This is a genomic window from Streptomyces sp. TSRI0107 (assembly GCF_001905845.1).
GTDB lineage: Bacteria > Actinomycetota > Actinomycetes > Streptomycetales > Streptomycetaceae > Streptomyces.
Genome location: NZ_LIVZ01000004.1, coordinates 335,447 through 358,842 on the forward strand (window position 1 = coordinate 335,447; position 23,396 = coordinate 358,842).

Below are 23,396 nucleotides of genomic sequence, written 5' to 3' on the forward strand. Positions count from 1 at the left end.
CACCTTCTGGAGGTGCCGTGACCGCTACGGACGACCTGATCGCCGCCGCCGAGGCGCACAGCGCGCACACCTACCACCCGTTGCCGGTGGTGGTCGCGAGTGCCGACGGCGCGTGGATGACGGATGTGGAGGGCCGGCGCTATCTGGATCTGCTGGCCGGTTACTCGGCGCTCAATTTCGGGCACGGCAACCGGCGGCTGGTCGAGGCGGCGAAGGCGCAGCTGGAGCGGGTGACGCTGACGTCGCGGGCGTTCCACCACGACCGGTTCGCAGCGTTCTGCGAGCAGCTCGCCGAGCTGTGCGGGATGGAGATGGTGCTGCCGATGAACACCGGGGCGGAGGCGGTGGAGACGGCGGTGAAGACGGCTCGGAAGTGGGGGTACCGGGTCAAGGGCGTGCCCTCGGAGATGGCGAAGATCGTGGTCGTGGGCGGCAACTTCCACGGGCGGACGACCACGATCATCAGCTTCTCCACGGATCCGGAGGCGCGGGCGGACTACGGGCCGTACACGCCGGGGTTCGAGATCGTGCCGTACGGGGATCTGACGGCGATGCGTCAGGCGCTGACGGAGAACACGGTCGCGGTGCTGATCGAGCCGATCCAGGGCGAGGCGGGGGTGCTGGTGCCGCCGGCCGGTTATCTGCCGGCGGTGCGGGAGCTGACGCGGGAGCGGAACGTGCTGTTCGTCGCGGATGAGATCCAGTCGGGGCTGGGGCGGACCGGGCGGACGTTCGCCTGTGAGCACGAGGGGGTGGTGCCGGACGTGTATGTGCTGGGGAAGGCGCTGGGCGGCGGGATCGTGCCGGTGTCGGCGGTGGTGTCGTCGGCCGACGTGCTGGGGGTGTTCCGGCCCGGGGAGCACGGGTCGACGTTCGGCGGGAATCCGCTCGCCTGCGCGGTGGCGCTGGAGGTGATCGCGATGCTGCGGTCGGGCGAGTACCAGGCCCGGGCGGCGGAACTGGGCGAACGCCTCCACCGGCAACTGGCGGAGCTGACCGGGACGGGGCGGGTGACGCAGGTGCGCGGGCGGGGACTGTGGGCGGGCGTGGATGTGCATCCGCGGTACGGCACGGGCCGCGACATCTCGGAGAAGCTGATGGACCGGCGTGTCCTGGTCAAGGACACCCATGGCTCGACGATCCGCATCGCGCCACCGCTGGTGATCGAGGAGGAGGACCTGGACTGGGGGGTGGCGCAGCTGCGGGCAGTGCTGGGGCTTTAGCGGCACCTCTTGGGCGCCGCCGGGCGCGCCGGTGGGGTCAGAGGATCACGTGGGGCAGGAAGCGGGCGTACTCGTCGGTGATCAAGCCGGAGGACTCGCGGATGCCCAGGCCTGCCGATTCGTTCTCGACGACCCAGGCGCCGAGGACGACGCGGTTGCCGTCGAAGTCGGGGAGCGGGGCGAGTTCCTGGTAGCAGCAGGGCTCGTCACGGACGACGGGGGGCGTGCCGGGCTCGTGGACGGTCACGCCGGCGCCTTCCCGGCCCAGCAGCGGCTTGGCGACGTATCCGGTGGTCGTGGCCAGGTCGCGGGGGCCGTCGAGGTAGGCGGGGAGGAGGTTGGGGTGGTCCGGGTACAGCTCCCAGAGGATGGCGAGGAGGGCCTTGTTGCTGAGCAGCATCTTCCAGGCGGGCTCGATCCACAGGGTGGTGCCGGTGCCGCCGCCGTTGTCCAGGGTGTCGAGGACGTGGTCGGCGAAGCGGTCGGTGGTGAGCCACTCCCAGGGGTAGAGCTTGAAGCAGCTGCGGATGAAGCGGAGCTGCCGGTCGACGAAGCGGCCGGAGAGTCGGTCCCAGCCGATCTCCTCCATGGAGATCCAGCCGGTGTCCAGGCCGGCCTGCTCGGCGGTCTCCTTGAGGTAGGCGACCGTCATCAGGTCCTCGCCGAGTTCGTCGGCGTCGGAGTAGGCGAAGTACAGGGGGCTGCCGGGCGGGAGGAGCCGAGCCTGTTTGCGCCATGCGTCGACGAGGCGTTCGTGGAGGGAGTTCCACTGGTCGGCGCCGGGGAAGCGCTCCTCCATCCAGAACCACTGGGGGGAGGCGGCCTCGACGAGGGAGGTGGGGGTGTCGGCGTTGTACTCGAGCAGCTTGGCCGGGCCGCGGCCGTCGTAGCGGAGGTCGAAGCGGCCGTAGACGGAGGGGAGTTCGGCGCGGCGGTGCCAGGCCTCGGCGACGGCCTGCGCGACACGCGGGTCGGTGATGCCGAGGTCGGCGAAGCGGTCGGCGGTGACGATGTGGTCGGCCGCCGCGAGGCACATGCGGTGCAGTTCCTCGACGACCTCCTCCAGGGCCTCGACCTCGTCGAGGGAGAAGACGTAGTAGCCGCTCTCGTCCCAGTAGGGGCGCAGCGAGTCGTCGGGGTAGCGGGTGAGGGGGTAGACCAGGCCCTGTTCCTCGACGGTCTGCTGCCAGCCGGGGCGGGGTTCGATGGTGCGGCGTTCCATGGCGCGGGGTCCGTCAGCCGCCGCTGCTGCCGGAGCCGGAGCAGCCGAAGCCGCCGCGGTCGACGGCCTCGTCGCGGCTGAAGGTGCCGTAGTCGGCGTAGCCGCCGCTGACCTCGGCGTCGTAGTACCAGGCGGCGTCGACGCGCTTGCCGCTGCCGGTGCCGGTCTTCTTGCCCTTGCCGGACTTGCCGGACGAGGAGGAGCCGGACTTGCAGTTCTTGTCGGCGATGATCTTGTAGCCGTTGATGTAGTCGTAGCTGTCGCGGTCGACGCAGCGGCGGTCGGGGTCCGAGCCGCAGGAGGTGAGGGCCGCGGCGATCACGCCCATCCCGCCGAGTACGACGGTGCTGGAGCGCAGCCGTCGACGGGTCTCTGCCATGTCCGTCTTCTCCCCGTTCACCGTTTCGCGAGTGCCGTGCGCCGTGCCGTCGTCGACGTCGGCCCGCGATCATACGGGGCGTGACTGAGCACGGTCACCTCAGGGCAGGACGTTGCACAACGCCTCCAAGGTTCCCGCCCAGGCGTGGTCGGGCGGTGTGCCGTAGCCGACGACGAGGGCGTCGACGGGCCGGCCGGCGGCCCGGGGGTGGCGGTAGCGGGAGAGGCCGTGCACGGCGAGGCCCTGCCAGGCGGCCGCGCGGACCACCGACTGCTCGGTGCCGGGCGGGAGTTGGAGCAGCACGTGCAGTCCGGCGGCGATCCCGGTGACGGTCACCTCGGGGGCGTGGGCGGCGACGGCGGCGACCAGGGCGTCCCGGCGGCGCCGGTAGCGCAGCCGGGCGGCGCGGACGTGACGGTCGTAGGCGCCGGAGGTGATGAACTCGGCGAGGGTCAGCTGATCGAGGGCGGCCACCGCGGAACCGCCCAGCGCTCTCACCTCGTCGACGAGCGACGGCGGCAGCACCATCCAGCCCAGCCGCAGGGCGGGGGCGAGGGACTTGCTGGCGGTGCCGAGGTGGACGACGTGGTCGGGGTCGAGGTCCTGGAGGGCGCCGACGGGCTGGCGGTCGTAGCGGAACTCGCCGTCGTAGTCGTCCTCCAGGATCAGTCCGCCGGTGCGGCGGGCCCAGTCGACGACGGCCGCTCGCCGCTCGGGGCGCAGCGCCACGCCCATCGGGAACTGGTGCGAGGGGGTCAGCAGGACGGCTCCGGCGCCGGTTCCGTCCAGCCCGTCGAGTCCCGTGCCGGCCGCGTCGAACGGCAGCGGCACCGTCCGCAGTCCCGCCCGCTCGACCAGGTCCCAGTGGACGTCGAGGCCGTACGACTCCACGGCCAGGGCGCGTTCGCCGCGGGCGTGCAGGATCTGGCCGAGCAGCCGCAGCCCGTGGGCGAACCCGGCGCAGACGACGATCCGGTCCGGGTCGGCGCGCACGCCGCGGGCTCGGGAGAGGTAGCCGGCGAGGGCGGTGCGCAGTTCGACGCGGCCGCGCGGGTCGCCGTAGCCGAGGGCGTCGTTCGGGGCCGTGGCCAGGGCGCGGCGGGCGGCCTTGAGCCACTGGGCGCGGGGGAAGGAGGCGAGGTCGGGGGTGCCGGGGACGAGGCTGTACGCGGGGCGGCCGGTGCGGTTCGGCGAGGGGGCCGGACGCCGGGTGGGCGGCGGTACGGCGCGGTCGGCGACCCGGGTGCCGGAGCCCTGGCGGGCGGTGAGCCAGCCCTCGGCGACCAGGTCGGCGTAGGCGCCGGCGACGGTGTTGCGGGCGAGTCCGAGGTCGACGGCGAGCGTGCGGGAGGAGGGCAGCCGGGTGCCGGGGGCGAGCCGGCCGGTGCGGACCGCGTCGCGCAGGGCGTCGGTGAGGCCGCGGCGCACTCCGCCGCCGGCCGGTTCCAGGTGCAGGTCGATGCCCAGAGTGGCCCATGGTTTCGCCATGGAAATGGACCATACGCCTGGGCCGGTCGGTTTCTAGGGTCGAGGCATGACGACAACGACGACGACCGGTACGCAGACCGTTCGATACGCCGCCGAGACCACTCCGCGCCTGGAGTGGGCCAAACTGGTCCCCGATGTCTACAAGGCGATGATCAGGCTCGACACGGCCGCCCGGCAGGGCCTGGACCAGAAGCTGTACGAGCTGGTGAAGATCCGCGCCTCCCAGATCAACCACTGCGCGCTCTGCATCGACATGCACAGCAAGGACGCGCTCGCGGCCGGTGAGAGCGTGGAGCGGATCATCCAGCTCAGCGCCTGGGACGAGTCCCGGCACTTCTACACCGAGAAGGAGCTCGCGGCGCTGGAGCTGACGGAGGCGGTGACCGTCCTGACGGACGGGTTCGTGCCGGACGAGGTGTACGAGAAGGCAGCCGAGCACTTCGAGGAGGCCGAGCTGGCGCAGCTGATCGCCGCGATCACGGTGATCAACGCCTGGAACCGGTTCGGCGTGACCTGCCGGATGACGCCGGGCCACTACCAGCCGGGCGGCCACAAGTGACCGCACGCACCACCCACCTGGCCCCCGAGGTCCGCACGGCGATGCGGTCCCTGAGCGCCGCCGCGAAGAAGGGCTTCGGGGACCCGGCCCTCGCCGAACTCGTCCAGATCCGCGCCTCGCAGCTCAACCGGTGCGCGTTCTGCCTGGACATGCATCTCGCGATCGCCCGCGGGCACGGCGTGAGCGAGCGCCGGCTCGATCTCCTCGCCGTCTGGCAGGAGGCCGGGGACGACGTGTTCGACGAGCGCGAACGGGCCGCGCTCGCGCTGACCGAGGCGGTCACCGTCCTCACGGACGGCTTTGTCCCCGACGAGGTGTACGAGCGGGCGGCCAAGCACTTCGAGGACGCCGAACTCGCGCACCTCATCGCCCTGATCACCGTCATCAACGGCTGGAACCGGCTGATGGTCGGCCGGCGGATCCCGCCGGGGAGCACGGAATGGTGACCAAGGCGGAGGTGTTCCGCGCGCTGCACCACGGCCGCAGCACCCCGCTGGTGCTGCCCGGCCCCTGGGACGCGGCCTCCGCGCAGGCCCTCGTCGCGGCGGGTTTCCCGGCGCTGGCGACGCCGAGCGCGGGTGTCGCCGCGTCCCTCGGGTACGCCGACGGCGAGACACCCGCCGACGAGATGTTCGCGGCGGTCGCGCGGATCGCGCGGGCGGTGGACGTGCCGGTGTCGGCGGACGTGGAGGACGGCTACGGGCTGACGCCGAAGGAGCTGGTGGAGCGGCTGCTGGAGGCGGGCGTCGTGGGCTGCAACCTGGAGGACTCCCGCCACGGCGTCCTCAAGGACCCGCGGGAGCACGCCGAGTGGCTGGCCGAGGTGCGGGCGGAGGCGGGGGACCGGCTGTTCATCAACGCCCGCGTGGACACCTTCGTACGGCAGGTCCCGGACGTGGCGGAGACGATCGGGCGGGCACGGCGGTACGTGGCCGCGGGCGCCGACTGCGTCTATCCGATCGGCGCCCCCGTGGACGTGCTGCCGCGGCTGCGGGCGGGCGTCGAGGGGCCGCTGAACGTCTTCGCGCGCCTGGACGGCGACGGCCCCTCGCTCGCCGAGCTCGGCGCGCGAGGGGCCACCCGGATCACCTTCGGGCCGGGTCTCCAGCAGCGGGCCACGGCCGCGCTGCGGGAGATCGCCGAAGGCATCCGCGCCTGACAGCGGCCGGGGCGGCGGTCACGGCAGCGGTACGGCAGCGGTCACGGCAGCCACGCCTTCCACGTCGGCTCGTGCCGCTCCGCCCACTTCTTCGCCGCCTCCTCCGGGCTGAGCTTCTGTTCGGCGATCATCAGGGAGACCTCGTTCTGGTCCTCGGTGCTCCACTCGAAGTTCTTCAGGAACGCCGCCGCGTCGCCGCCGCTCTCGGCGAAGTCGGTGTTGAGGTACTTCTGGAGCGGGGTGTGCGGGTAGGCGCAGGCGACCTTCGCCGGGTCGGCGTCGCAGCCCTCCTTGTAGGCGGGCAGCTTCACCTCCGTCATCGGCACCTTCTCGAACAGCCACTGCGGCGAGTACCAGTACGTCAGGAAGGGCTTCCGCTCCTTGGCGAACTGCTTGATCTGGGTGATCTGCGCGGCCTCGGACCCGGCGAAGACGACCTTGTAGTCCAGGTCCAGGTTGTCCACCAGCGCCTTGTCGTTGGTGACGTAGGACGGGGAGCCGTCCATGAGCTGGCCCTGGTCGCCGCTCTCCGGGGTGCGGAACAGGTCGGCGTACTTGTTCAGGTTCTTCCAGTCGGTGATGTCCGGGTGCTGCTCGGCGAGGTACGTGGGGACGTACCAGCCGATGTGCCCGGTCACGCCCAGGTCGCCGCCGGGCGTGATGGTCTTCTTGTCCTTGACGTACCGCTGTTCCTGCTCGGGGTGGCCCCAGTCCTCCAGGAGCGCGTCGACGCGGCCCTGGCTGAGGGCGTCCCAGGCGGGGACCTCGTCGACCTGGACGGTGTCGACGCGGTAGCCCAGTTCGTGTTCCAGCAGGTACTGGGCGACGGCCACGTTGGCCTGGGCGCCCACCCAGGACTGCACGGACAGGGTGACGGTCTTCGCGCCGCGGGCGTTCGCGAACGGCGAGGCCTGCTGGGTCATGTCGGCGGCGCCGCAGCCGGTGGCCAGCGTCAGCACGGCGGCCGACGAGGCGATCAGGGCGGTATGGCCTGCGGTGCCACGGCGCGTGGTGTCACGGCGTGTGGTGCGACGGAACACGTCACGCTCCCTTCGTCGTACGGCGGTCGGTCGGCTGGGTCACCCGGTCGAGCATCAGCCCCAGGCAGACGATCGCGGCACCGGCGACCAGGCCGGTCGCGAGGTCGCCCTGGGCGAGGCCGAAGACGACGTCGTAGCCGAGCGCGCCGCCGCCGACCAGGCCGCCGATGATGACGACGGCGAGGACGAGCACCACGCCCTGGTTGACCGCGAGGAGCAGGGACCGCCGGGCCAGCGGGAGCTGGATCTGCCGCAGCTGCTGTCCGCCGGTCGCGCCGAGCGAGCGGGCCGACTCCAGGGCGGCCGGGTCGACCTGGCGCAGGCCCTGCGTGGTGATGCGGACGACGGCCGGCAGCGCGTAGACGACGGCCGCGGCGACGGCGGGCGCGCGGCCGACGCCGGCGAGGGCGACGACCGGGATCAGGTACACGAACTGCGGCATCGTCTGGCAGACGTCCAGGACCGGCCGCAGCAGCCGCTCGAAACGGTCGCTGCGGGCCGCCACGACACCGGTCGCGACACCCAGTACGAGGGTGACGGCGACGGCCGCCAGCACCTGCGACAGCGTGTCCAGCGACGGCTCCCACACCCCGAGCACGCCGATCGCGGCCATGGCGAGCACGGCGGTCAGCGCGGTGCGCCAGGTGCCGATCAGCCAGGCGAGGGCGGCGACCACGAGCAGCACCGACCACCACGGCAGCCACTGCAGGCCGTCCCGCAGCGGGTCGAGCACCCAGGTCGTGAAGTGCCCCGCCCAGTCGGCGGTGCCGCCGATGACGGGCACACCGGAGTAGAGGTGGGCGGTCATCCAGTCGACGGCACGGTTGACGGACTCGGCGATGTTCACCGTCCACGCCTCGGGCCACTCGGCCCGGCCCGCCAGGCGCCCGGCGACGGCCACGGCCACGGCCACGGCGGCGACGACGGCCAGGGCGTACGGCCGGACGGCTCGCCCGGCGCCGCGGGTGTCGCCGCCCGCCGCGCCCGTCACCCGGTCGAGGACGACCGCGAGCAGCACGATCGGGATGCCCGCGGCCAGCGCCGCGCCCACGTCGACCGAGGCCAGCGCCTGGTAGACGCGGTCGCCGAGACCGCCGGCGCCGATCACCGAGGCGATCACCGCCATGGACAGCGCCATCATGATCGTCTGGTTGACGCCGAGCAGGAGTTCCTTGCGGGCCAGCGGGATCCGGGCGGTCAGCAGCCGCTGCCGCGAGGTCGCGCCCAGCGACTCCACGGCCTCCAGCACGCCCCGGTCGGCGCCGCGCAGCCCGAGCGCGGTGAGGCGGGCCATCGGCGGGGCGGCGTAGACGACGGTGGCGAGGACGGCGGCGGGCACGCCGATGCCGAAGACCAGGACGACGGGCAGGAGGTAGGCGAACGCCGGGAGCACCTGCATGGTGTCCAGGACGGGACGCAGCATCCGGTCCATCCGGTCGGACAGTCCGGCCGCGAGGCCCAGCAGGGCGCCCACCACGACCGACGCGAGCACCGCGACCGCCATCAGGGCCAGCGTCTGCATGGTCGGCACCCACATGCCGAGCAGCCCGCAGGCGAGGAACGCGGCCGCCGTGCCGAGCGCGAGCCGCACGCCCGCGACCCGCCAGGCGACGAAGGCTCCGAGTGCCGTCACGCCCGCCCAGCCGACGGCGAGGAGGGCGAGGTAGACGGCGCGTACGGAGAGGACGACCGCGTTGCTGACGTGGCCGAAGAAGTACAGGAACAGCGGGTGGCTGTCCCGGTTGTCGATGATCCAGTCGCTGGTGTCGGTGAGGGGGGCGGTGAGGTCGACGGTCAGGGCGTCGGGCCAGGTGCCGGACGCCCAGCGGGCGTGCGCCAGGGGTACGAGGACGACCGCGGCGAGGGCGAGGACCGCCAGCTTGGCCGCGGCGCGGTTTCTCAGGAGCGCGGGGAGGCCGCGTGCGGGCGTTGCGGTGATCGTCGCCATCAGACCGCCTCCACGTGGGGGTTCGCGTCGGGGTGCTCCGCCAGCCCGCGCCGGCGGGGTACCTCCCCCAAGCCCTTCTGGCAGTCGGCAACCCCGGCGGCACGGCCGCCCGCGGACACCTCCGTCACGCCGGCCACGACGTCCAGCAGCCCCTCGTGGTCCACGACCCCGACGCAGCGCGGCCCGTCCATCACGCGGGCGGGTTCGCCGCTGCGGGCGACGGCCTCGATGGCCTCGGCGACGGTGGCGTGCGGGGCCACCGCCGGACCCGTGGCCGCCTCGTCCGCGGACGCGGGCCGCATGGCCGTACGGACGGTGATGACCTGTTCGCGCGGGACGTCACGGACGAACTCGCGCACGTAGTCGTCGGCCGGGGAGCCGACGATCTCCTCGGGTGTGCCGAGCTGCACGACCCGCCCGTCGCGCATCAGCGCGATCCGGTCGCCGAGCTTCAGGGCCTCGCTGAGGTCATGGGTGATGAAGACCATCGTGCGGCCCTCGTCGCGGTGCAGCCGGACGACCTCGTCCTGCATGTCCCGCCGGATCAGCGGGTCGAGGGCGCTGAACGGCTCGTCGAAGAGCAGCACCTCGGGGTCCACGGCCAGCGCCCGCGCGAGCCCGACCCGCTGCTGCTGGCCGCCCGACAGCTGCCCGGGACGCCGCTGCTCCATGCCCGCGAGGCCGACCTTGGCGACGACCTCGGCGGCCTTCGCGCGCCGCTCCGCCTTGCCCACGCCCTGGATCTCCAGGCCGTAGGCCACGTTGTCGAGGACCGTGCGGTGCGGGAGCAGGCCGAAGTGCTGGAAGACCATCGCCGCGCGGTGGCGGCGCAGTTCGCGCAGCCGGGCCTTGTCCATGGCGCGGACGTCCTCGCCGTCTATGGCGATCGTGCCGGACGTCGGCTCGATCAGCCGGGTCAGACAGCGCACCAGCGTGGACTTGCCGGAGCCGGACAGGCCCATGACGACGAAGACCTCGCCCTTGCGGACGTCGAAGCTGACGTCGCGGACGGCCGCCGTGCAGCCGGTACGGGAGCGCAGTTCGGCGGGGGTGAGGGCGGCCAGCCCGGGGTCGGCGGGGACGCGGTCGGCCTTCGGGCCGAACACCTTCCACAGGTTCTCGACGGAGAACACGGGAGGGGTGAGGGTTTCGGGCTTCGGGTTGGCGGTACTCATCGGGCGTCACCACCGATCAGGTCGACGGCCCGCTCCCCGACCATCAGCACCCCGATCATCGGGTTGACGGCCGTCATGGTCGGGAAGACGGAGGCGTCGGCGATGCGGATGCCCTGCAGGCCGCGGATGCGCAGCTCGGGGTCGACGACGGCCAGTTCGTCGTCGGCGGCGCCCATCTTGCAGGTGCCCGCCGGGTGGTAGACGGTGTGCGCGGCCTTGCGGGCGTACTCGCTGAGTTCGGCGTCGCCCACGATCTCCGGGCCGGGGCAGACCTCGCGCTTGAGCCAGCCGGCCAGCGGCTCGGACTTGGCGATCTCGCGGGCGATGCGGATGCCGTCGACGAGGGTGCGGCCGTCGTAGTCGGCCTCGTCGGTGAAGTAGCGGAAGTCGAGGGCGGGCTTCACGGCCGGGTCGGGGCTGGTCAGGTACAGCCGGCCGCGGCTCTTCGGCTTGGGGATGTTCGGGGTCATGGACACCCCGTGCGCGGGCCGTTCGTAGCCCAGCCGCTCCGGGTTGTCCGTGAAGGGGATCTGGTAGAAGTGGAACATCAGGTCGGGGCCCGCGTGTTCGGGGTCGCGGCGCACGAACAGGCCCGCGTCGGAGTCCATCGCCGAGTTCTCCGGGATGGGCCCGTGGGTCTCCCAGACGATCACCGACTCGGGGTGGTCGAGGAGGTTCTCCCCGACGCCGGGCAGATCGAGCGCCACGGGTATGCCGAGCGCCTCCAGGTCGGCCTTCGGGCCGATGCCGGAGTGCAGCAGCAGCCGCGGGGAGTCGACCGCGCCCGCGCACAGCACGACCTCGTCGCGGGCCCGGATCAGCAGTTCCTCGCCGTCCTTGGTGCGCACGTGGACGCCCTCGGCGCGGGTGCCGGCCAGCTCCAGCCGGTACGCCCAGGTCTCCAGCAGGATCGTCAGGTTGGGCCGTTCGTCCATCACCGGGTGGAGGTACGCGACGGACGCCGACGACCGCTTGTTGTTCTCCGGGTGGTAGGCGAGGTCGAAGAAGCCGACGCCCTCGTTGAACGGCTTCTTGTTGAAGCCCTCGACGCGCGGCACGCCGAGCGTGCTCTGCGCGGCGTCGACGAAGTCGCGGGCGATGGCGTTCCGGTCCTTCTCGTCGACGGGGACGATGTTGTTCTTCAGGCGCGCGAAGTACGCCTCCATGGGCACCGAGCCCCAGCCCTTGGCGCCGGCCTCCTCCCACTCGTCCCAGTCGGACGGCAACGGCTTGAACGCGATCAGCGTGTTGTGGGAGGAGCAGCCGCCGAGCACCCGGGCGCGGCTGTGCCGGATGTGGGAGTTTCCGCGTGGCTGCTCGGTGGTCGGGTAGTCGTAGTCGAGTTCGCCGCCGAGCAGGCCCATCCAGCGGCGCAGGGTGAGCACGTCGTCGCGGCCGACGTCGCTGGGGCCGCCCTCGATGACGGCGACGGTGACGTCGGGGTTCTCGGTGAGGCGGGAGGCGATGACGGAGCCCGCCGTGCCGCCGCCGATGACGACGTAGTCGTAGACGTGGGTGTTCTCGGACATGGGTCGCACTCCAGTGGGGGGTCGAAGAACGAAGCAGGGGGCCGGGGTCGTGGGCTCAGCCGGCGAACCAGCGCACCGGCCGCGGGGCGAGGTTCTGGTAGACGTGCTTGGTCTCGCGGTACTCGGCGAGCCCGGCGGGGCCGAGTTCGCGGCCCGTTCCGCTCTTGCCGAAGCCGCCCCACTCGGCCTGCGGGAGGTAGGGGTGGAAGTCGTTGATCCAGACGGTGCCGTGCCGCAGCCGGCCGGCGACCCGGCGGGCCCGGCCCGCGTCGGCGGTCCAGACGGCGCCCGCGAGGCCGTACTCGGTGTCGTTGGCGAGGGCGACGGCCTCGTCCTCGGTGCGGAACGTCTCGACGGTGAGGACGGGTCCGAAGACCTCCTCGCGGACCACCCGCATCTCGCGGTGGCAGGCGTCGAGGACGGTCGGCTCGTAGAACCAGCCGGCGGCGGGCCGTTCGGCGGACGGCTCCGGGCGCTTGCCGCCGGTGCGCAGTACGGCGCCCTCGGCCAGCGCGGAGGCGACGTACGCCTCGACCTTCGCCCGGTGCTGCTCGGAGACCAGCGGCCCGCACTCCACGCCGTCGGCGGTGCCGCGGCCGAGGCGGATCCGCGAGGCCCGGCGGGCGAGTTCGGTGACGAAGCGGTCCCGGACGGACTCCTCGACGATGAGGCGGGCGCCCGCGGAGCAGACCTGGCCGCTGTGGATGAAGGCCGCGTTCAGGGCCTGGTCGACGGCGGTGTCGAAGCCCTCCTCGGTGGCGCAGGCGTCGGCGAAGACGACGTTGGGGTTCTTGCCGCCGAGTTCGAGGGCGACCTTCTTCACGGTCGGGGCGGCGGCCTGGGCCACCTTGGTGCCGCTGACCAGGCCGCCGGTGAAGGAGACCAGGTCGACGTCGGGGTGCTCGGCGAGCCGGGCGCCGACGGTGTGACCGGGGCCGGTGACGATGTTGGCGGCACCGGCGGGCAGTCCCGCCTCGGTGAGCAGCTCGATGAGGGCGATCGTGGTCATCGGCGTGATCTCGCTGGGCTTGACCACGAAGGTGTTGCCGGCCGCGAGCGCCGGGGCGATCTTCCAACTGGCCTGGAGCAGGGGGTAGTTCCAGGGGGTGATCAGCGCGCAGACGCCGACCGGCTCGTGGACGACGACGCTGTGGACGTCGGGTGAGCCCGCGTCGACGACCCGGCCGGGAGCCTCGGCGGCGACGAGGTCCGCGAAGTAGCGGAAGGCGTCGGCGACACAGTCGATGTCGACGCGGCCCTCCTCCACGGTCTTGCCCGCGTCGCGGCTCTCCAGGAGCCCCAGTTCCTCCCGGTCGCGTACGAGGAGGTCGGCGACGCGGCGCAGCAGGGCGGCGCGTTCCGCGACCGGGGTGCGCGGCCATGCGCCGGCGCCGCCGTCGAAGGCGCTGCGGGCGGCCTCGACGGCGAGGTCCGCGTCCTTCTCGTCGCCCTCCGCGACCAGGGCGAACGGTGCGGCGTCCGCGGGGTCGAGGATCTCGCGCGTGGCTCCGGAGACGGCGTGCCGCCATTCGCCTGCCGCGTGGATGCTCTTCCGGGTGTGGAGTTCCGTACTGTCCGCCATGCCTGGTGCTGCCTTCCGTTCCTGTGCGTCCCCCGTTCAGGACCGGGAGCACCTGCCCTTCGCCCTCGATTGCATGCGGAATTCACGGTCGAACGTGCGCTGCGTCACTGAAAATGCGGGCATTTGGGGCATGTCAGGCACGGAAAAGGCCCCGTCCGGGGACGGGGCCTTCGCGGGTGAAGCGGTGGGATCAGATGAGGCCGAGGCCGCGGACCGCCTCGCGCTCCTCCTCCAGCTCCTTGACGGAGGCGTCGATCCGGGAGCGGGAGAACTCGTTGATCTCCAGGCCCTGGACGATCTCGTACTTGCCGTCCTTGCAGGTGACCGGGAAGGAGGAGATCAGGCCCTCCGGGACGCCGTAGGAGCCGTCCGACGGGATGCCCATGGAGACCCAGTCGCCCTCGGCGGTGCCGTTGACCCACGAGTACACGTGGTCGATGGCGGCGTTGGCGGCGGAGGCGGCCGACGAGGCGCCGCGGGCCTCGATGATGGCGGCGCCGCGCTTGGCGACGGTCGGGATGAAGTCCTCGGCCAGCCACTTCTCGTCGTTGACAACCTCGGCGGCGTTCTTGCCGGCAACGGTGGCGTGGAAGATGTCCGGGTACTGGGTGGCGGAGTGGTTGCCCCAGATGGTCAGACGCTTGATGTCGGAGACCGTCGAGCCGGTCTTCTTCGCGAGCTGGGTCAGCGCGCGGTTGTGGTCCAGGCGGGTCATCGCGGTGAAGCGCTCCGCCGGTACGTCCGGGGCGGCGGCCTGCGCGATCAGCGCGTTGGTGTTGGCCGGGTTGCCGACGACGAGGACCTTGATGTCGTCCGCGGCGTGGGCGTTGATGGCCTGGCCCTGCGGCTTGAAGATGCCGCCGTTGGCCTCCAGCAGGTCGCCGCGCTCCATGCCCTTGGTGCGCGGGCGGGCGCCCACCAGCAGGGCGACGTTGGCGCCGTCGAAGGCCACGTTCGGGTCGTCGCTGATGTCGATGCCCTGGAGCAGCGGGAACGCGCAGTCGTCCAGCTCCATCGCGGTGCCCTCGGCGGCCTTCAGCGCGGGGGTGATCTCCAGGAGGCGGAGCTTGACCGGCACGTCCGCGCCGAGCAGCTGGCCGGAGGCGATGCGGAAGAGCAGGGCGTAACCGATCTGGCCGGCCGCGCCGGTGACGGTGACGTTCACGGGAGTGCGGGTCATGGCGTTCTCCGTATGACAGCTGGCGGTGGGGCGTCCCTGCCCCGGGGGTTCGGATGATCGATCTCTTGGCGTCAAGAGATATCCGCGGGTCAGGCTATCGCGCATCCGGGATCACGGACCGCCGGGTGGGTGTGGCCCAGCCCACAGACCGCCCGACTGCCGGACGGGACGGCCCCACAAAGAAAGGCGGCCGCCCGTCCGGGAGAGGGGAGACGAAGGCGGCCGCCGTGCGGGGGTACCGAATTCTTGCCGGACTCCCGTGGGGGTACTTTCCGCCTGCCCGGGATCCGCACGGCCATGCCTGTTTCGCCCGGCCGATTTCCACCGGCTGGTTCCCCCTCCGGGAGACCCTGCGTGATCCCTGCGTGATCCCCTTCGTGATCCCCTGCGGGAATCCGTCCGCTACGGCTGTTGCGTGCAGCCCTTCTCGCCCGTCGTCAGCGTCGCGCACGCGACCGCTTCGCCCGCGTCCTTCACGGCCACCATCGGGGTGTACGCGATGGTGTCGCCGGCGACGGTGATCGAGCCCTTCTGCCGGACCTTGCCCGCGGTCACCACGACCTCGTCACCCGGCGCCGCCTGGGTGATGCGGCCCCAGGCGGCGCCGCAGGTCTCGCTGTACCGCACCTCCAGGACCGTGGTGCCGACGGTGGCGGTCCGGGCGGTGGTCACCAGGTCGCCGCTGCACCCCATCAGCTCCGCGTCCTTGCCGGTGCAGCCGGCGCCGCTGCACTCCACGCCGGGCGGCAGCGAGGCGTCCGTGGTGACGGAGGGTGAGGGTGAGGCCTTCGCGTTCGCCTCGCCGTCGTCGCCGCCCTTGGTGACCCAGAACGCGCCCGCGATGACGACCAGCGCGCCGACGGCGCCCGCGAGGAACATCGTCAGCTGCCGCTTGCCGCCGCCGGGGGAAGCGGGTCCGGCGGGTCCGGCGGGCGCGGTCGTACCGCCGGGGGTCCTGCCGCCCGGTCCGGAGGCGGCGGCGACGGAGGCGGAACCGGCACCCGAGCCGGCCCCCGCACCCGCACCCACACCCCCACCGGCCGTCCGGCCCCCCGCCGTCCGGCCGCCCGCCGAGGACGGGCCCGTGTATCCCGCGAGCCCCCAGGAGTTGCCCCCGGAGGAGCCCTGGCCGGCCGGCGGCGTCCGGGTGTCCGCGTCCGACGCGGTCGGCTGCGGCGGCACCGTCGGGGCGACTCCCGCCGGGCCGGCGATGCCCGGTGTGGCGGTGGCGCTGCCGCCGCGGCGGGCGGTCTTGCCGCCCTTGGCGCTCGCGGGCGGCGGGCCGAACTCGCTGAGCGCGGCGCGCGCCTGGGAGATCCGGATGGCCTCCATGGTCATGTCGTGGCGCATCTCGGAACGGCTCCAGGCGCGTTCGGCGAGTTCCCACATGGTGGTCAGATGGACCGGGTTGGTGCCGGTGACCTCGGCCAGGGCCACGATCGCGCCCTTGGGGGCGAGCAGCCGGCCGCCCAGGTAACGCTCCCAGGACGTCTTGCTGTAACCGGTGCGGTCGGCGACCGCGGCGACGCTGAGGCCGCTGCGGTCCACCAGCCGCCGCAGCTGGCTGGTGAACTCCCTGATCTGCGGATCGAGTTCGTCCGGCAAGGCCTTCCAACGAGGCATTGCTTCCCCCTCTTCCCCCGGTAGTGCTTGCTCTTCCCCCGCCCACTGGGATGCGCGTCGTCAGGATCTCAGTTCCCCCGGCGGCGGCGCACCCCCGCGCCGTCCAGATTGCCCGACCTTATTGCCTGATGGCACACATTAGCCACGCTGTGCAGCGCCTTGGCTACACATCCGCGAACTTGTCGGAACATCGCCACAACGGGGACACATGGTCCGTCTCGTCCGTATCAGGAGCCCCAACGCGCGGACACCGTAGCGGAACGGTCACTTCCGTGCCACAGCGAACTGACAGACGTTGAACGGGCTGTTCGAGGTGCGGGAGGTTGTTCGTGGGCGGTGGCCCGTCCCCCGACGGGGGTGGGGACGGGCCGCCGTACCGGCGCTCAGCCGCTGACCGTGAAGTGCAGCGTGTCCTTCAGGAACGGGATCTCCAGCCAGGGCTCCGGCTGCACCATCAACGCCAGCAGGACGATCACGACGCCCAGCAGGCCGTAGGTCGCGATGTCCGTGAAACGGGAGCGCACCGCGAGCATGCCGACGCTGGGCAGCAGCCAGCGCAGCACCGCGCCGCCGAGCAGCGCGACACCCACCAGCAGGGTGCCGAGCCGGAACGCGTCGAAGGCGGTCAGCAGCAGTCCGAGACCGACCGTCACCAGCACGGCGAGCATCGGCCACTGCCGCGCGGGCGCCGGGGCCGCCCCGGACGCGGCCCGGCCGCCGCCCTCGGGCCGGGCGGTGTCCCGGGTGAACAGCGGGAAGCGACGGGTGGCCCGGCGCGGCCTGCCGTCGGCGTCGGGCGCGCTGACCGGTTCCCGCACCTCGACGGTCTCGGGGGTGCTGCCGGTGATGCGCGGCTCGTCGGCGCCGGTGGTGCCGCCCGCGCCGCGTTCCTCAGCCGACACTGCGCTCCGCCGCCTCGACCACGTTCACCAGCAGCTGGGCCCGGGTCATCGGGCCGACGCCGCCGGGGTTCGGGGAGATCCAGGCGGCCACCTCGGCGACGTCGGGGTGCACATCTCCGACGATCTTGCCCTCGGCGTTGCGCGAGACACCGACGTCGAGGACGGCCGCGCCCGGCTTGACGTCCTCGGCGCGGATCAGGTGGGCGGAACCGGCGGCGGCGACGATGATGTCCGCGCGCTTGAGGTGCGCCGACAGGTCACGGGTGCCGGTGTGGCACTGGGTGACGGTGGCGTTCTCGCTGCGCCGGGTCAGCAGCAGCGGCATCGGGCGGCCGATGGTCACGCCGCGGCCGACGACCACGACCTCGGCGCCCTTGATCTCGACGCCGTAGCGGCGCAGCAGGGTGAGGACGCCGTTGGGGGTGCAGGGCAGCGGGGCGGGCTCGTTGAGGACGAGGCGGCCGAGGTTCATCGGGTGCAGGCCGTCGGCGTCCTTGTCCGGGTCCATGAGTTCCAGGATCCGGTTCTCGTCGATGCCCTTGGGGAGCGGCAGCTGGACGATGTAGCCGGTGCAGGCGGGGTCCTCGTTCAGCTCGCGGACGACCGCCTCGATCTCCTCCTGCGTCGCCGTGGCCGGCAGTTCGCGCTGGATGGAGGCGATGCCGACCTGGGCGCAGTCGCGGTGCTTGCCCGCGACGTACTTCTGGCTGCCGGGGTCGTCCCCGACGAGGATCGTGCCGAGGCCGGGCGTGACGCCCTTCTCCTTCAGCGCCGCCACGCGGGCGGTCAGATCGGACTTGATCGCGGCTGCGGTGGCCTTGCCATCGAGAATCTGGGCGGTCATGGCCCCCATCCTCCCGGATGACCGGCCCCCGGTTCCAATCCGGGTGCTCGGTTCCCGAGTCGTGACCTTGTTGCACTTGCACAACACCTGGAGGGCGCGGCTGGACAATCGACCGGTGGCTGAAGAACGATTGTGGCCACAGTGCCGCGGGCAGTACCGGGGGGACGAACCGCATCTGTAGAACCTTCCTCCGCATCGCGCCGCGCGTCGTCCCCGCACTTCGGCAAACGGAGGAAAGACCGCCATGAGTTTCGGCGACCCGAACAACCCCTACGGGCAGCCGCCCCAGCAGCCGCCGTCGGCCGCACCGGGCTACGGCTACCCGCAGCAGTCCCCGCCCCCGCCCGGCGTACCGCCGCAGCAGGGCTACGGCTACCCGCAGCAGCCGGCGTACCCCGGCTACCCGGGCGCCAACATGATGGGCCCGCAGTCCATGCCGGGGCTGCTGACCACCGCCCGCGTCTTCCTCTTCATCATCTCCGCGGTGCAGATCCTGGCGGGCCTCGCCTGGCTGTACGTGGCGGCCTTCGTCAACGACGTCACGGACGCCGCCGACGACCTGTCGACCTCCTCCGACGACCCGTTCAGCGCGATCGGCGAGGGCGGTGACATGGCGGCCGGCCTGCTGGTGTTCCTCGCGCTGATCGCGCTGGGCCTCGCCGCGCTCTCCATCACGCTCGGCGTGAAGTTCGGCAGGGGCGGCCAGGGCATCCGCATCACCACGGTGATCTACGGCGCCCTCGGCACCATCGTCGGTCTGCTCGGCCTGTTCGTCGGCCTGGACTCCGGGATGGCCTCGGCGGTGATCTTCCCGCTGCTGTGGGTGATCTTCGGCGCCATCATCACGGCCGCGCCGGTCGTCCCCAGCGGCACCGCCTGGTTCGCCCGCCCGCGCTACTGAGCGCACGGTCGCCGTTCACACCCAAGGGCCGTGTCTCACCCGTTCGAGGGGGGACACGGCCCTGGTGCGTCACCCCGCCCCGGCCTGGGTAGCTGTCGGGCCCGACGAGTGTCGGGCAACGGGTCGGGGCACGGGAGACGGACCTTGTACAGCATCATCGTGGTACCTCCGCCGGCCGAGGAGGACGAGCGCCGCGACCACCGGTTCCGGCTCGCCCCCGGCGAGCGGCTGGCCTTCGGACGCGGCGCCGGCAACGAACTGCTGATCGCCCACGAAGGGGTCTCCCGCAGAGCCGGTGAGATCGCCGCGCAGGGCGCCTTCTGGATACTGAGCAACCTCAGCCGGGACCAGACGTACGTCGTGGAGAACCCGGAGGGGGCCGGCGAGCACATCAAGGTCGGGCCGGGGCGGCTCGACGCGCCCGTGCCGTTCGAGTTCTCCCGGATCGTGCTGCCCGCCGCCGGCGATCTGCTGCCGGTGGAGGTGTGGGCGCCGCGGCACGACTATCTGCGCCCCGAGTCCGGTGCGGACGGCGCGACGACCGCGCCCGCCTTCTCCCTGGACCCCACCAAGCGGTACTTCGCGGTGCTGGCCGCCCTGTGCGAGCCCCGGCTGCGCGGCGAACCGCACGCCCCGCTGCCCACCGTCGACCAGGTCGTGGACCGGCTGCGTCCGGGCTGGCCGGCCGCCTCCCGCACGTCGGTGCAGTGGAACATCGACTACCTCGCCGTGAAGCTGCGGCTGAAGCCCGCGCCGGAGACCGCCGACCCGGGGCCCCGGCTCAACGGCAAGAAGGAGTCCCTGGTGTCCCTGGCGCTCCGCTTCGACCTGGTCCGCGAGGACGACCTGTGCGTCCTCGCCACCCGGCACCCGGCGACGGCCACGGCAACGGCCACCGGCCGGGCCGCCGGGTGACCGGACGGGACGGGCCGTACGCGGTACCGGTGCCGCGCGGGTACCGGGTGGGTGCCTGGGAGGTGCGGGGACCCATCGCGACGGGCGCGTTCGGCAGCGTCTACGAGGGGCGGCGGACCGGCGAAGGGCTGCCCAGGACCGCCGCCCTGAAGTTCCTGCCGACCGGCACCAGCACGCCCCGCCACCTGGCCCACCTGCGCGAACTGGTCGACCGCGAGGTCGAGTTGCACCGCCGGGTGGCCCGGCCCCGGCTGATCCGGATGTACGAGACGCTGACCGTCGACGACCCCGGCCGCCCGGGGCTCGACGGCGCGACCGTCCTCGTGCTGGAGCGGGCGGAGGGCTCCCTGGCGGCGCTGCTGGCCCGCACTCCCCGCCCGCCCGCCGGCCCCGCGCTGCTGGCGCAGATCTGCGAGGGCCTGCACCAGCTGCACGCGGCGGGCTGGGTGCACGGCGATCTGAAACCGGCGAACGTGCTGCTGATGAGGGACGGTTCGGCACGGCTGGCCGACTTCAACATGGCCGCCGAACTGGAGGGCACCCACGCCTACACGCCCGCCTTCTCCACCCCGGACTACACCCCGCCCGAACTGCTGTGGGCGGAGATCGGCGAACGCGGCCGCCGGATCCGCCCGTCGGCCGACGTCTGGGCGTTCGGCGTCCTCGTCCACCTGGTGCTCACCGGGGCCTTCCCGCTGCCCGGCGGCACCCCGGCGGCCCGCCGCGACGCGGCCGCCGCGTACGCGCGCGGCACCGACGAGCTGCGCCTGGCCCCGGATCTGCCGCAGGACTGGCGGGAGATCGTGGGCGCCTGTCTGGCCCGCACGCACCGGGAGCGGATCGGCGGGGAGGCACTGCTGCGACGCGTCCGGGAGGCGGCGGGCGAGGCCCGCCCGCGCCGCCTCCGCCCTCGTAGCCGTACCGCCGTACTGGCCGCGGCGGCGACGACGGCCGTGGCCGTGGCGCTCGGCTACGGCGTCACCGCCTGGACGGATGACACCGGTGCCGGTGCCGGGCGGGCGGGTGCCGCCGCCGCGGCGGCTCACGGCGCCCGTGAGCTGCGCACCGACAAGGGCATCCCGGTCGCCTACCGCCGGCTCATCGTCGACGCGGCGCACGCCTGCACCCAGCCGGAGATCACCCCGCCGCTCATCGCGGCGATGCTGAAGGTGGAGAGCGACTTCGACCCCGACCTCGCCGATCCGGCGCTGGACGAGTACGGCATCGCCCGCTGGACGCCGCGGGTGCTGCGCTGGTGGATCCGCGAGGACGGGCTCCCGGCCTCCGAGACGCCCAGGCCGCCCCTCACCCCCGCCGAGTCGATCCCGGCGATGGGCCGCTACCTCTGCTCCGTCGAGCCACGGCTGAAGTCCTCCCTGCCCGGGGACCGGCGGGTGCTGGCCGCCGCCGCGTACCGGACGTCGTACAAGACGGTGAACGAGACGGGCGGGGTGCCGCCGAAGGCCCGCGCCTACGCGGAACGCGTCGCCCACTACCTCAAGGAGTACACGCCACCGCGCGCGAAGTGACCCTCAGAGTTCCGAGGTACCCCAGCAGGCGGCGGGGCGGCACGGTGGAGCACGACCGAGGGCGGTCCCGGCTCTCTCGGGGGAGTGCCGGGGCCGCCCGCCGTGACACCGGTACCGCTCGTACCAGCCGTACGACGAGGTACCACCCGTACAACGACTGGGGGAACAGTCATGACCACCATGCTCCGCAAGGCCCTCGCCCTCGGCGCCGCCACCGTCACCGCCGGCGCCGCGCTCACCCTGACCGCCGCCGGCAGCGCCCAGGCCGCCGCGCCCTGCTGGCAGGACGGCTCCGTCTGGTACTGCAACAACGCGACCGGCGCCAACGTCTACGCGGGTGCGAACAGCAACCAGGTCGTCGGCCGGATGTACTCCAACCCGTCCTTCTTCGTCTGCAAGTTCGACGGCGGCCAGAACCACGGCGGCCCGCACCCGAACCGCTGGGTCCACACCCAGGCGGACAACGGCGAGTGGGGCTGGATGAGCGACAACGACATCGTCTCGGAGACGGACCCGCTGCCGTCCTGCTGACCCGACGGCCCGCGGCACGTGTCGGCCCGCCGGTCATCGAACCGGCAGGCCGACACGCTTTCGGACCTCAGTGCCTCACTGCCTCAGTGCCTCAGTGGAAGAAGTGGCGCGTCCCCGTGAAGTACATCGTGACGCCCGCCTTCTTCGCGGCCTCCACGACCAGCTCGTCACGGACCGAGCCGCCCGGCTGGACGACCGCCTTCACGCCGGCCTCGACGAGGATCTCCAGGCCGTCGGGGAAGGGGAAGAACGCGTCGGACGCGGCGTACGAGCCCTGCGCGCGCTCGGCGCCCGCCCGCTCCACGGCCAGCTTCGCCGAGTCGACCCGGTTCACCTGACCCATGCCGACGCCGACCGAGGCGCCGTCCTTGGCGAGCAGGATCGCGTTCGACTTGACCGCGCGGCAGGCCTTCCAGGCGAACGCCAGCTCGGCCAGCTCCGCCTCGCTCAGCGCCTCGCCGGTCGCCAGGGTCCAGGTCGACGGGTCGTCGCCGGGAGCCTGGAGACGGTCGGTCTCCTGGAGGAGGGCGCCGCCGTCGATGGGCTTGACCTCGACGGGGTTGGCCGGGGCCTCGGGGCAGCGCAGGACGCGGATGTTCTTCTTCTTGGTGAGGGCCTCGAGCGCGCCGTCCTCGTAGTCGGGCGCGACGATGACCTCGGTGAAGATCTCGGCGACCTGCTCGGCCATCTCCTTCGACACCGGGCGGTTGACGGCGATCACACCGCCGAACGCGGACAGCGGGTCACAGGCGTGCGCCTTGCGGTGCGCCTCGGCGACGTCCGCGCCGACGGCGATGCCGCACGGGTTGGCGTGCTTGATGATGGCGACGCACGGCTCGTCGTGGTCGTACGCGGCACGGCGGGCGGCGTCCGTGTCCGTGTAGTTGTTGTACGACATCTCCTTGCCGTGCAGCTGCTCTGCCTCGGCGAGACCGCCGGTGCCGGAGACGTAGAGCGCGGCCGGCTGGTGCGGGTTCTCGCCGTAGCGCAGCACGTTCTGGCGGGTGTAGGTCTGGCCGAGGAAGCCGGGCAGGCCGCTGTCGTCGTCGGGGGCGTAGGACTCGGCGAACCAGCCGGCGACGGCCACGTCGTACGCGGCGGTGTGACGGAACGCGGCGGCGGCGAACCGCTTGCGCAGCCCCAGCGTGAAGCCGCCCTCGCGGACCGCCTGGAGGACCGCGGCGTAGGATCCGGGGTCGGTGACGACCGCCACGGACGGGTGGTTCTTGGCGGCGGCGCGGACCATCGACGGGCCGCCGATGTCGATCTGCTCGACGCACTCGTCGGGCGAGGCACCGGAGGCGACGGTCTCCCGGAACGGGTAGAGGTTGACGACGACGAGGTCGAACGGCTCGACGCCCAGCTCCTCCAGCTGCCGCCGGTGGTCCTCCAGGCGCAGGTCGGCCAGGATGCCCGCGTGCACCTTGGGGTGCAGGGTCTTGACCCGGCCGTCCAGGCACTCGGGGAAGCCAGTGAGCTCCTCGACCTTGGTGACGGGGACGCCGGCGGCGGCGATACGGGCGGCGGTGGAGCCGGTGGAGACGAGTTCGACGCCGGCCTCGTGCAGCCCCCGGGCGAATCCCTCGAGCCCGGTCTTGTCGTAGACGCTGATGAGCGCGCGGCGGATGGCCCGCTTGTCGCCCTCGGCCATGACAGTGCTGTCGGCG

Annotated in this window: 21 protein-coding genes; 8 read left to right on the plus strand and 13 right to left on the minus strand. The window is 72.6% G+C overall.

Annotation, left to right across the window (positions count from 1 at the left end; genetic code table 11):
- The first annotated feature begins 17 nt into the window (after positions 1-17).
- Positions 18-1,223 carry an ornithine--oxo-acid transaminase gene (gene rocD, locus AMK31_RS11915; RefSeq protein WP_073940432.1) on the plus strand — a complete coding sequence of 402 codons (1,206 nt, stop codon included), beginning with the start codon at positions 18-20 and terminating at the stop codon, positions 1,221-1,223.
- Positions 1,224-1,260: 37 nt separating this feature from the next.
- Here the strand turns inward: rocD and AMK31_RS11920 are convergent, their stop codons facing one another.
- From AMK31_RS11920 to pdxR, 3 genes are all read right to left on the minus strand, one after another.
- Positions 1,261-2,445: a glutathionylspermidine synthase family protein gene (locus tag AMK31_RS11920; protein WP_073940433.1), complete on the minus strand. Its 1,185-nt coding sequence runs from the start codon at positions 2,443-2,445 to the stop codon at positions 1,261-1,263.
- Positions 2,446-2,458: 13 nt separating this feature from the next.
- Positions 2,459-2,824: a hypothetical protein gene (locus AMK31_RS11925; RefSeq protein WP_073940765.1), complete on the minus strand. Its 366-nt coding sequence runs from the start codon at positions 2,822-2,824 to the stop codon at positions 2,459-2,461.
- A 99-nt stretch (positions 2,825-2,923) separates the two neighbouring features.
- The gene (pdxR, locus tag AMK31_RS11930) at positions 2,924-4,312 is read right to left on the minus strand and encodes a MocR-like pyridoxine biosynthesis transcription factor PdxR (protein ID WP_073940434.1); all 1,389 of its coding nucleotides are present in this window, start codon (positions 4,310-4,312) and stop codon (positions 2,924-2,926) included.
- A 46-nt stretch (positions 4,313-4,358) separates the two neighbouring features.
- Here pdxR and AMK31_RS11935 point away from each other — a divergent pair, with 46 nt between their 5' ends.
- The 3 genes from AMK31_RS11935 to AMK31_RS11945 are packed head-to-tail and all read left to right on the plus strand — an operon-like array spanning position 4,359 to position 6,030.
- Entirely contained in the window at positions 4,359-4,871 is a 513-nt protein-coding gene (locus AMK31_RS11935) for a carboxymuconolactone decarboxylase family protein (protein WP_073940435.1), read from the plus strand.
- Positions 4,868-5,317 carry a carboxymuconolactone decarboxylase family protein gene (locus AMK31_RS11940; RefSeq protein WP_073940436.1) on the plus strand — a complete coding sequence of 150 codons (450 nt, stop codon included), beginning with the start codon at positions 4,868-4,870 and terminating at the stop codon, positions 5,315-5,317. Before AMK31_RS11935 ends, AMK31_RS11940 begins: the two co-directional genes overlap by 4 nt.
- Entirely contained in the window at positions 5,311-6,030 is a 720-nt protein-coding gene (locus AMK31_RS11945; protein WP_385310949.1) for an isocitrate lyase/PEP mutase family protein, read from the plus strand. The genes AMK31_RS11940 and AMK31_RS11945 overlap by 7 nt, the downstream gene beginning before the upstream one ends.
- A gap of 41 nt (positions 6,031-6,071) precedes the next feature.
- On the opposite strand, the gene AMK31_RS11950 is transcribed toward AMK31_RS11945, so the two are convergent.
- The 9 genes from AMK31_RS11950 to AMK31_RS11990 form a co-directional block, all read right to left on the minus strand.
- Positions 6,072-6,953 carry an ABC transporter substrate-binding protein gene (locus tag AMK31_RS11950; RefSeq protein ID WP_079186827.1) on the minus strand — a complete coding sequence of 294 codons (882 nt, stop codon included), beginning with the start codon at positions 6,951-6,953 and terminating at the stop codon, positions 6,072-6,074.
- Between the two features lie 118 nt (positions 6,954-7,071).
- Complete coding sequence (locus tag AMK31_RS11955) at positions 7,072-9,018, minus strand: ABC transporter permease (protein WP_073940437.1); 1,947 nt, start codon at positions 9,016-9,018, stop codon at positions 7,072-7,074.
- Entirely contained in the window at positions 9,018-10,193 is a 1,176-nt protein-coding gene (locus AMK31_RS11960) for a quaternary amine ABC transporter ATP-binding protein (protein WP_073940438.1), read from the minus strand. The genes AMK31_RS11955 and AMK31_RS11960 overlap by 1 nt, the downstream gene beginning before the upstream one ends.
- On the minus strand, positions 10,190-11,722 hold the full coding sequence (locus AMK31_RS11965; RefSeq protein ID WP_073940439.1) for a GMC family oxidoreductase: 1,533 nt from the start codon (positions 11,720-11,722) through the stop codon (positions 10,190-10,192). Before AMK31_RS11965 ends, AMK31_RS11960 begins: the two co-directional genes overlap by 4 nt.
- Before the next feature lie 55 nt (positions 11,723-11,777).
- A complete protein-coding gene (locus AMK31_RS11970; protein ID WP_073940440.1) occupies positions 11,778-13,304 on the minus strand; it encodes an aldehyde dehydrogenase family protein in 1,527 nt (508 codons plus the stop codon).
- A 190-nt stretch (positions 13,305-13,494) separates the two neighbouring features.
- Positions 13,495-14,484, minus strand: coding sequence for a malate dehydrogenase (locus tag AMK31_RS11975; protein ID WP_073940441.1), 990 nt, complete (start codon positions 14,482-14,484; stop codon positions 13,495-13,497).
- 402 nt (positions 14,485-14,886) lie between these two features.
- Positions 14,887-16,107: a helix-turn-helix domain-containing protein gene (locus AMK31_RS11980; protein ID WP_073940442.1), complete on the minus strand. Its 1,221-nt coding sequence runs from the start codon at positions 16,105-16,107 to the stop codon at positions 14,887-14,889.
- 383 nt (positions 16,108-16,490) lie between these two features.
- Complete coding sequence (locus tag AMK31_RS11985) at positions 16,491-16,955, minus strand: DUF3017 domain-containing protein (RefSeq protein ID WP_073940768.1); 465 nt, start codon at positions 16,953-16,955, stop codon at positions 16,491-16,493.
- Positions 16,956-16,998: 43 nt separating this feature from the next.
- A complete protein-coding gene (locus AMK31_RS11990) occupies positions 16,999-17,853 on the minus strand; it encodes a bifunctional methylenetetrahydrofolate dehydrogenase/methenyltetrahydrofolate cyclohydrolase (RefSeq protein WP_073940443.1) in 855 nt (284 codons plus the stop codon).
- A 244-nt stretch (positions 17,854-18,097) separates the two neighbouring features.
- Here AMK31_RS11990 and AMK31_RS11995 point away from each other — a divergent pair, with 244 nt between their 5' ends.
- From AMK31_RS11995 to AMK31_RS12010, 4 genes are all read left to right on the plus strand, one after another.
- Positions 18,098-18,754: a hypothetical protein gene (locus tag AMK31_RS11995; RefSeq protein WP_073940444.1), complete on the plus strand. Its 657-nt coding sequence runs from the start codon at positions 18,098-18,100 to the stop codon at positions 18,752-18,754.
- Between the two features lie 144 nt (positions 18,755-18,898).
- Entirely contained in the window at positions 18,899-19,669 is a 771-nt protein-coding gene (locus AMK31_RS41475; RefSeq protein WP_073940445.1) for a hypothetical protein, read from the plus strand.
- Entirely contained in the window at positions 19,666-21,198 is a 1,533-nt protein-coding gene (locus AMK31_RS12005) for a protein kinase domain-containing protein (RefSeq protein WP_073940769.1), read from the plus strand. The genes AMK31_RS41475 and AMK31_RS12005 overlap by 4 nt, the downstream gene beginning before the upstream one ends.
- 171 nt (positions 21,199-21,369) lie before the next feature.
- Entirely contained in the window at positions 21,370-21,729 is a 360-nt protein-coding gene (locus AMK31_RS12010; RefSeq protein WP_241842624.1) for a hypothetical protein, read from the plus strand.
- A gap of 91 nt (positions 21,730-21,820) precedes the next feature.
- On the opposite strand, the gene purH is transcribed toward AMK31_RS12010, so the two are convergent.
- Positions 21,821-23,380, minus strand: a complete 1,560-nt coding sequence (purH, locus tag AMK31_RS12015) for a bifunctional phosphoribosylaminoimidazolecarboxamide formyltransferase/IMP cyclohydrolase (protein WP_073940773.1) — start codon at positions 23,378-23,380, stop codon at positions 21,821-21,823.
- Between the last annotated feature and the right edge of the window lie 16 nt (positions 23,381-23,396).

Excerpts from the sequence above, each read along its gene's own strand:
- pdxR (WP_073940434.1), bottom strand. The coding sequence starts at position 4,312 with ATGGCGAAACCATGGGCCACTCTGGGCATCGACCTGCACCTGGAACCG.
- AMK31_RS11950 (WP_079186827.1), bottom strand. The coding sequence starts at position 6,953 with ATGACCCAGCAGGCCTCGCCGTTCGCGAACGCCCGCGGCGCGAAGACC.
- AMK31_RS11945 (WP_385310949.1), top strand. The coding sequence starts at position 5,311 with ATGGTGACCAAGGCGGAGGTGTTCCGCGCGCTGCACCACGGCCGCAGC.
- AMK31_RS11960 (WP_073940438.1), bottom strand. The coding sequence starts at position 10,193 with ATGAGTACCGCCAACCCGAAGCCCGAAACCCTCACCCCTCCCGTGTTC.
- AMK31_RS12010 (WP_241842624.1), top strand. The coding sequence starts at position 21,370 with ATGACCACCATGCTCCGCAAGGCCCTCGCCCTCGGCGCCGCCACCGTC.
- purH (WP_073940773.1), bottom strand. The coding sequence starts at position 23,380 with ATGGCCGAGGGCGACAAGCGGGCCATCCGCCGCGCGCTCATCAGCGTC.
- AMK31_RS11935 (WP_073940435.1), top strand. The coding sequence starts at position 4,359 with ATGACGACAACGACGACGACCGGTACGCAGACCGTTCGATACGCCGCC.
- AMK31_RS11965 (WP_073940439.1), bottom strand. The coding sequence starts at position 11,722 with ATGTCCGAGAACACCCACGTCTACGACTACGTCGTCATCGGCGGCGGC.
- AMK31_RS11975 (WP_073940441.1), bottom strand. The coding sequence starts at position 14,484 with ATGACCCGCACTCCCGTGAACGTCACCGTCACCGGCGCGGCCGGCCAG.
- AMK31_RS11995 (WP_073940444.1), top strand. The coding sequence starts at position 18,098 with ATGAGTTTCGGCGACCCGAACAACCCCTACGGGCAGCCGCCCCAGCAG.
- AMK31_RS11970 (WP_073940440.1), bottom strand. The coding sequence starts at position 13,304 with ATGGCGGACAGTACGGAACTCCACACCCGGAAGAGCATCCACGCGGCA.
- AMK31_RS11990 (WP_073940443.1), bottom strand. The coding sequence starts at position 17,853 with ATGACCGCCCAGATTCTCGATGGCAAGGCCACCGCAGCCGCGATCAAG.
- AMK31_RS11920 (WP_073940433.1), bottom strand. The coding sequence starts at position 2,445 with ATGGAACGCCGCACCATCGAACCCCGCCCCGGCTGGCAGCAGACCGTC.
- AMK31_RS11955 (WP_073940437.1), bottom strand. The coding sequence starts at position 9,018 with ATGGCGACGATCACCGCAACGCCCGCACGCGGCCTCCCCGCGCTCCTG.
- AMK31_RS11925 (WP_073940765.1), bottom strand. The coding sequence starts at position 2,824 with ATGGCAGAGACCCGTCGACGGCTGCGCTCCAGCACCGTCGTACTCGGC.
- AMK31_RS11980 (WP_073940442.1), bottom strand. The coding sequence starts at position 16,107 with ATGCCTCGTTGGAAGGCCTTGCCGGACGAACTCGATCCGCAGATCAGG.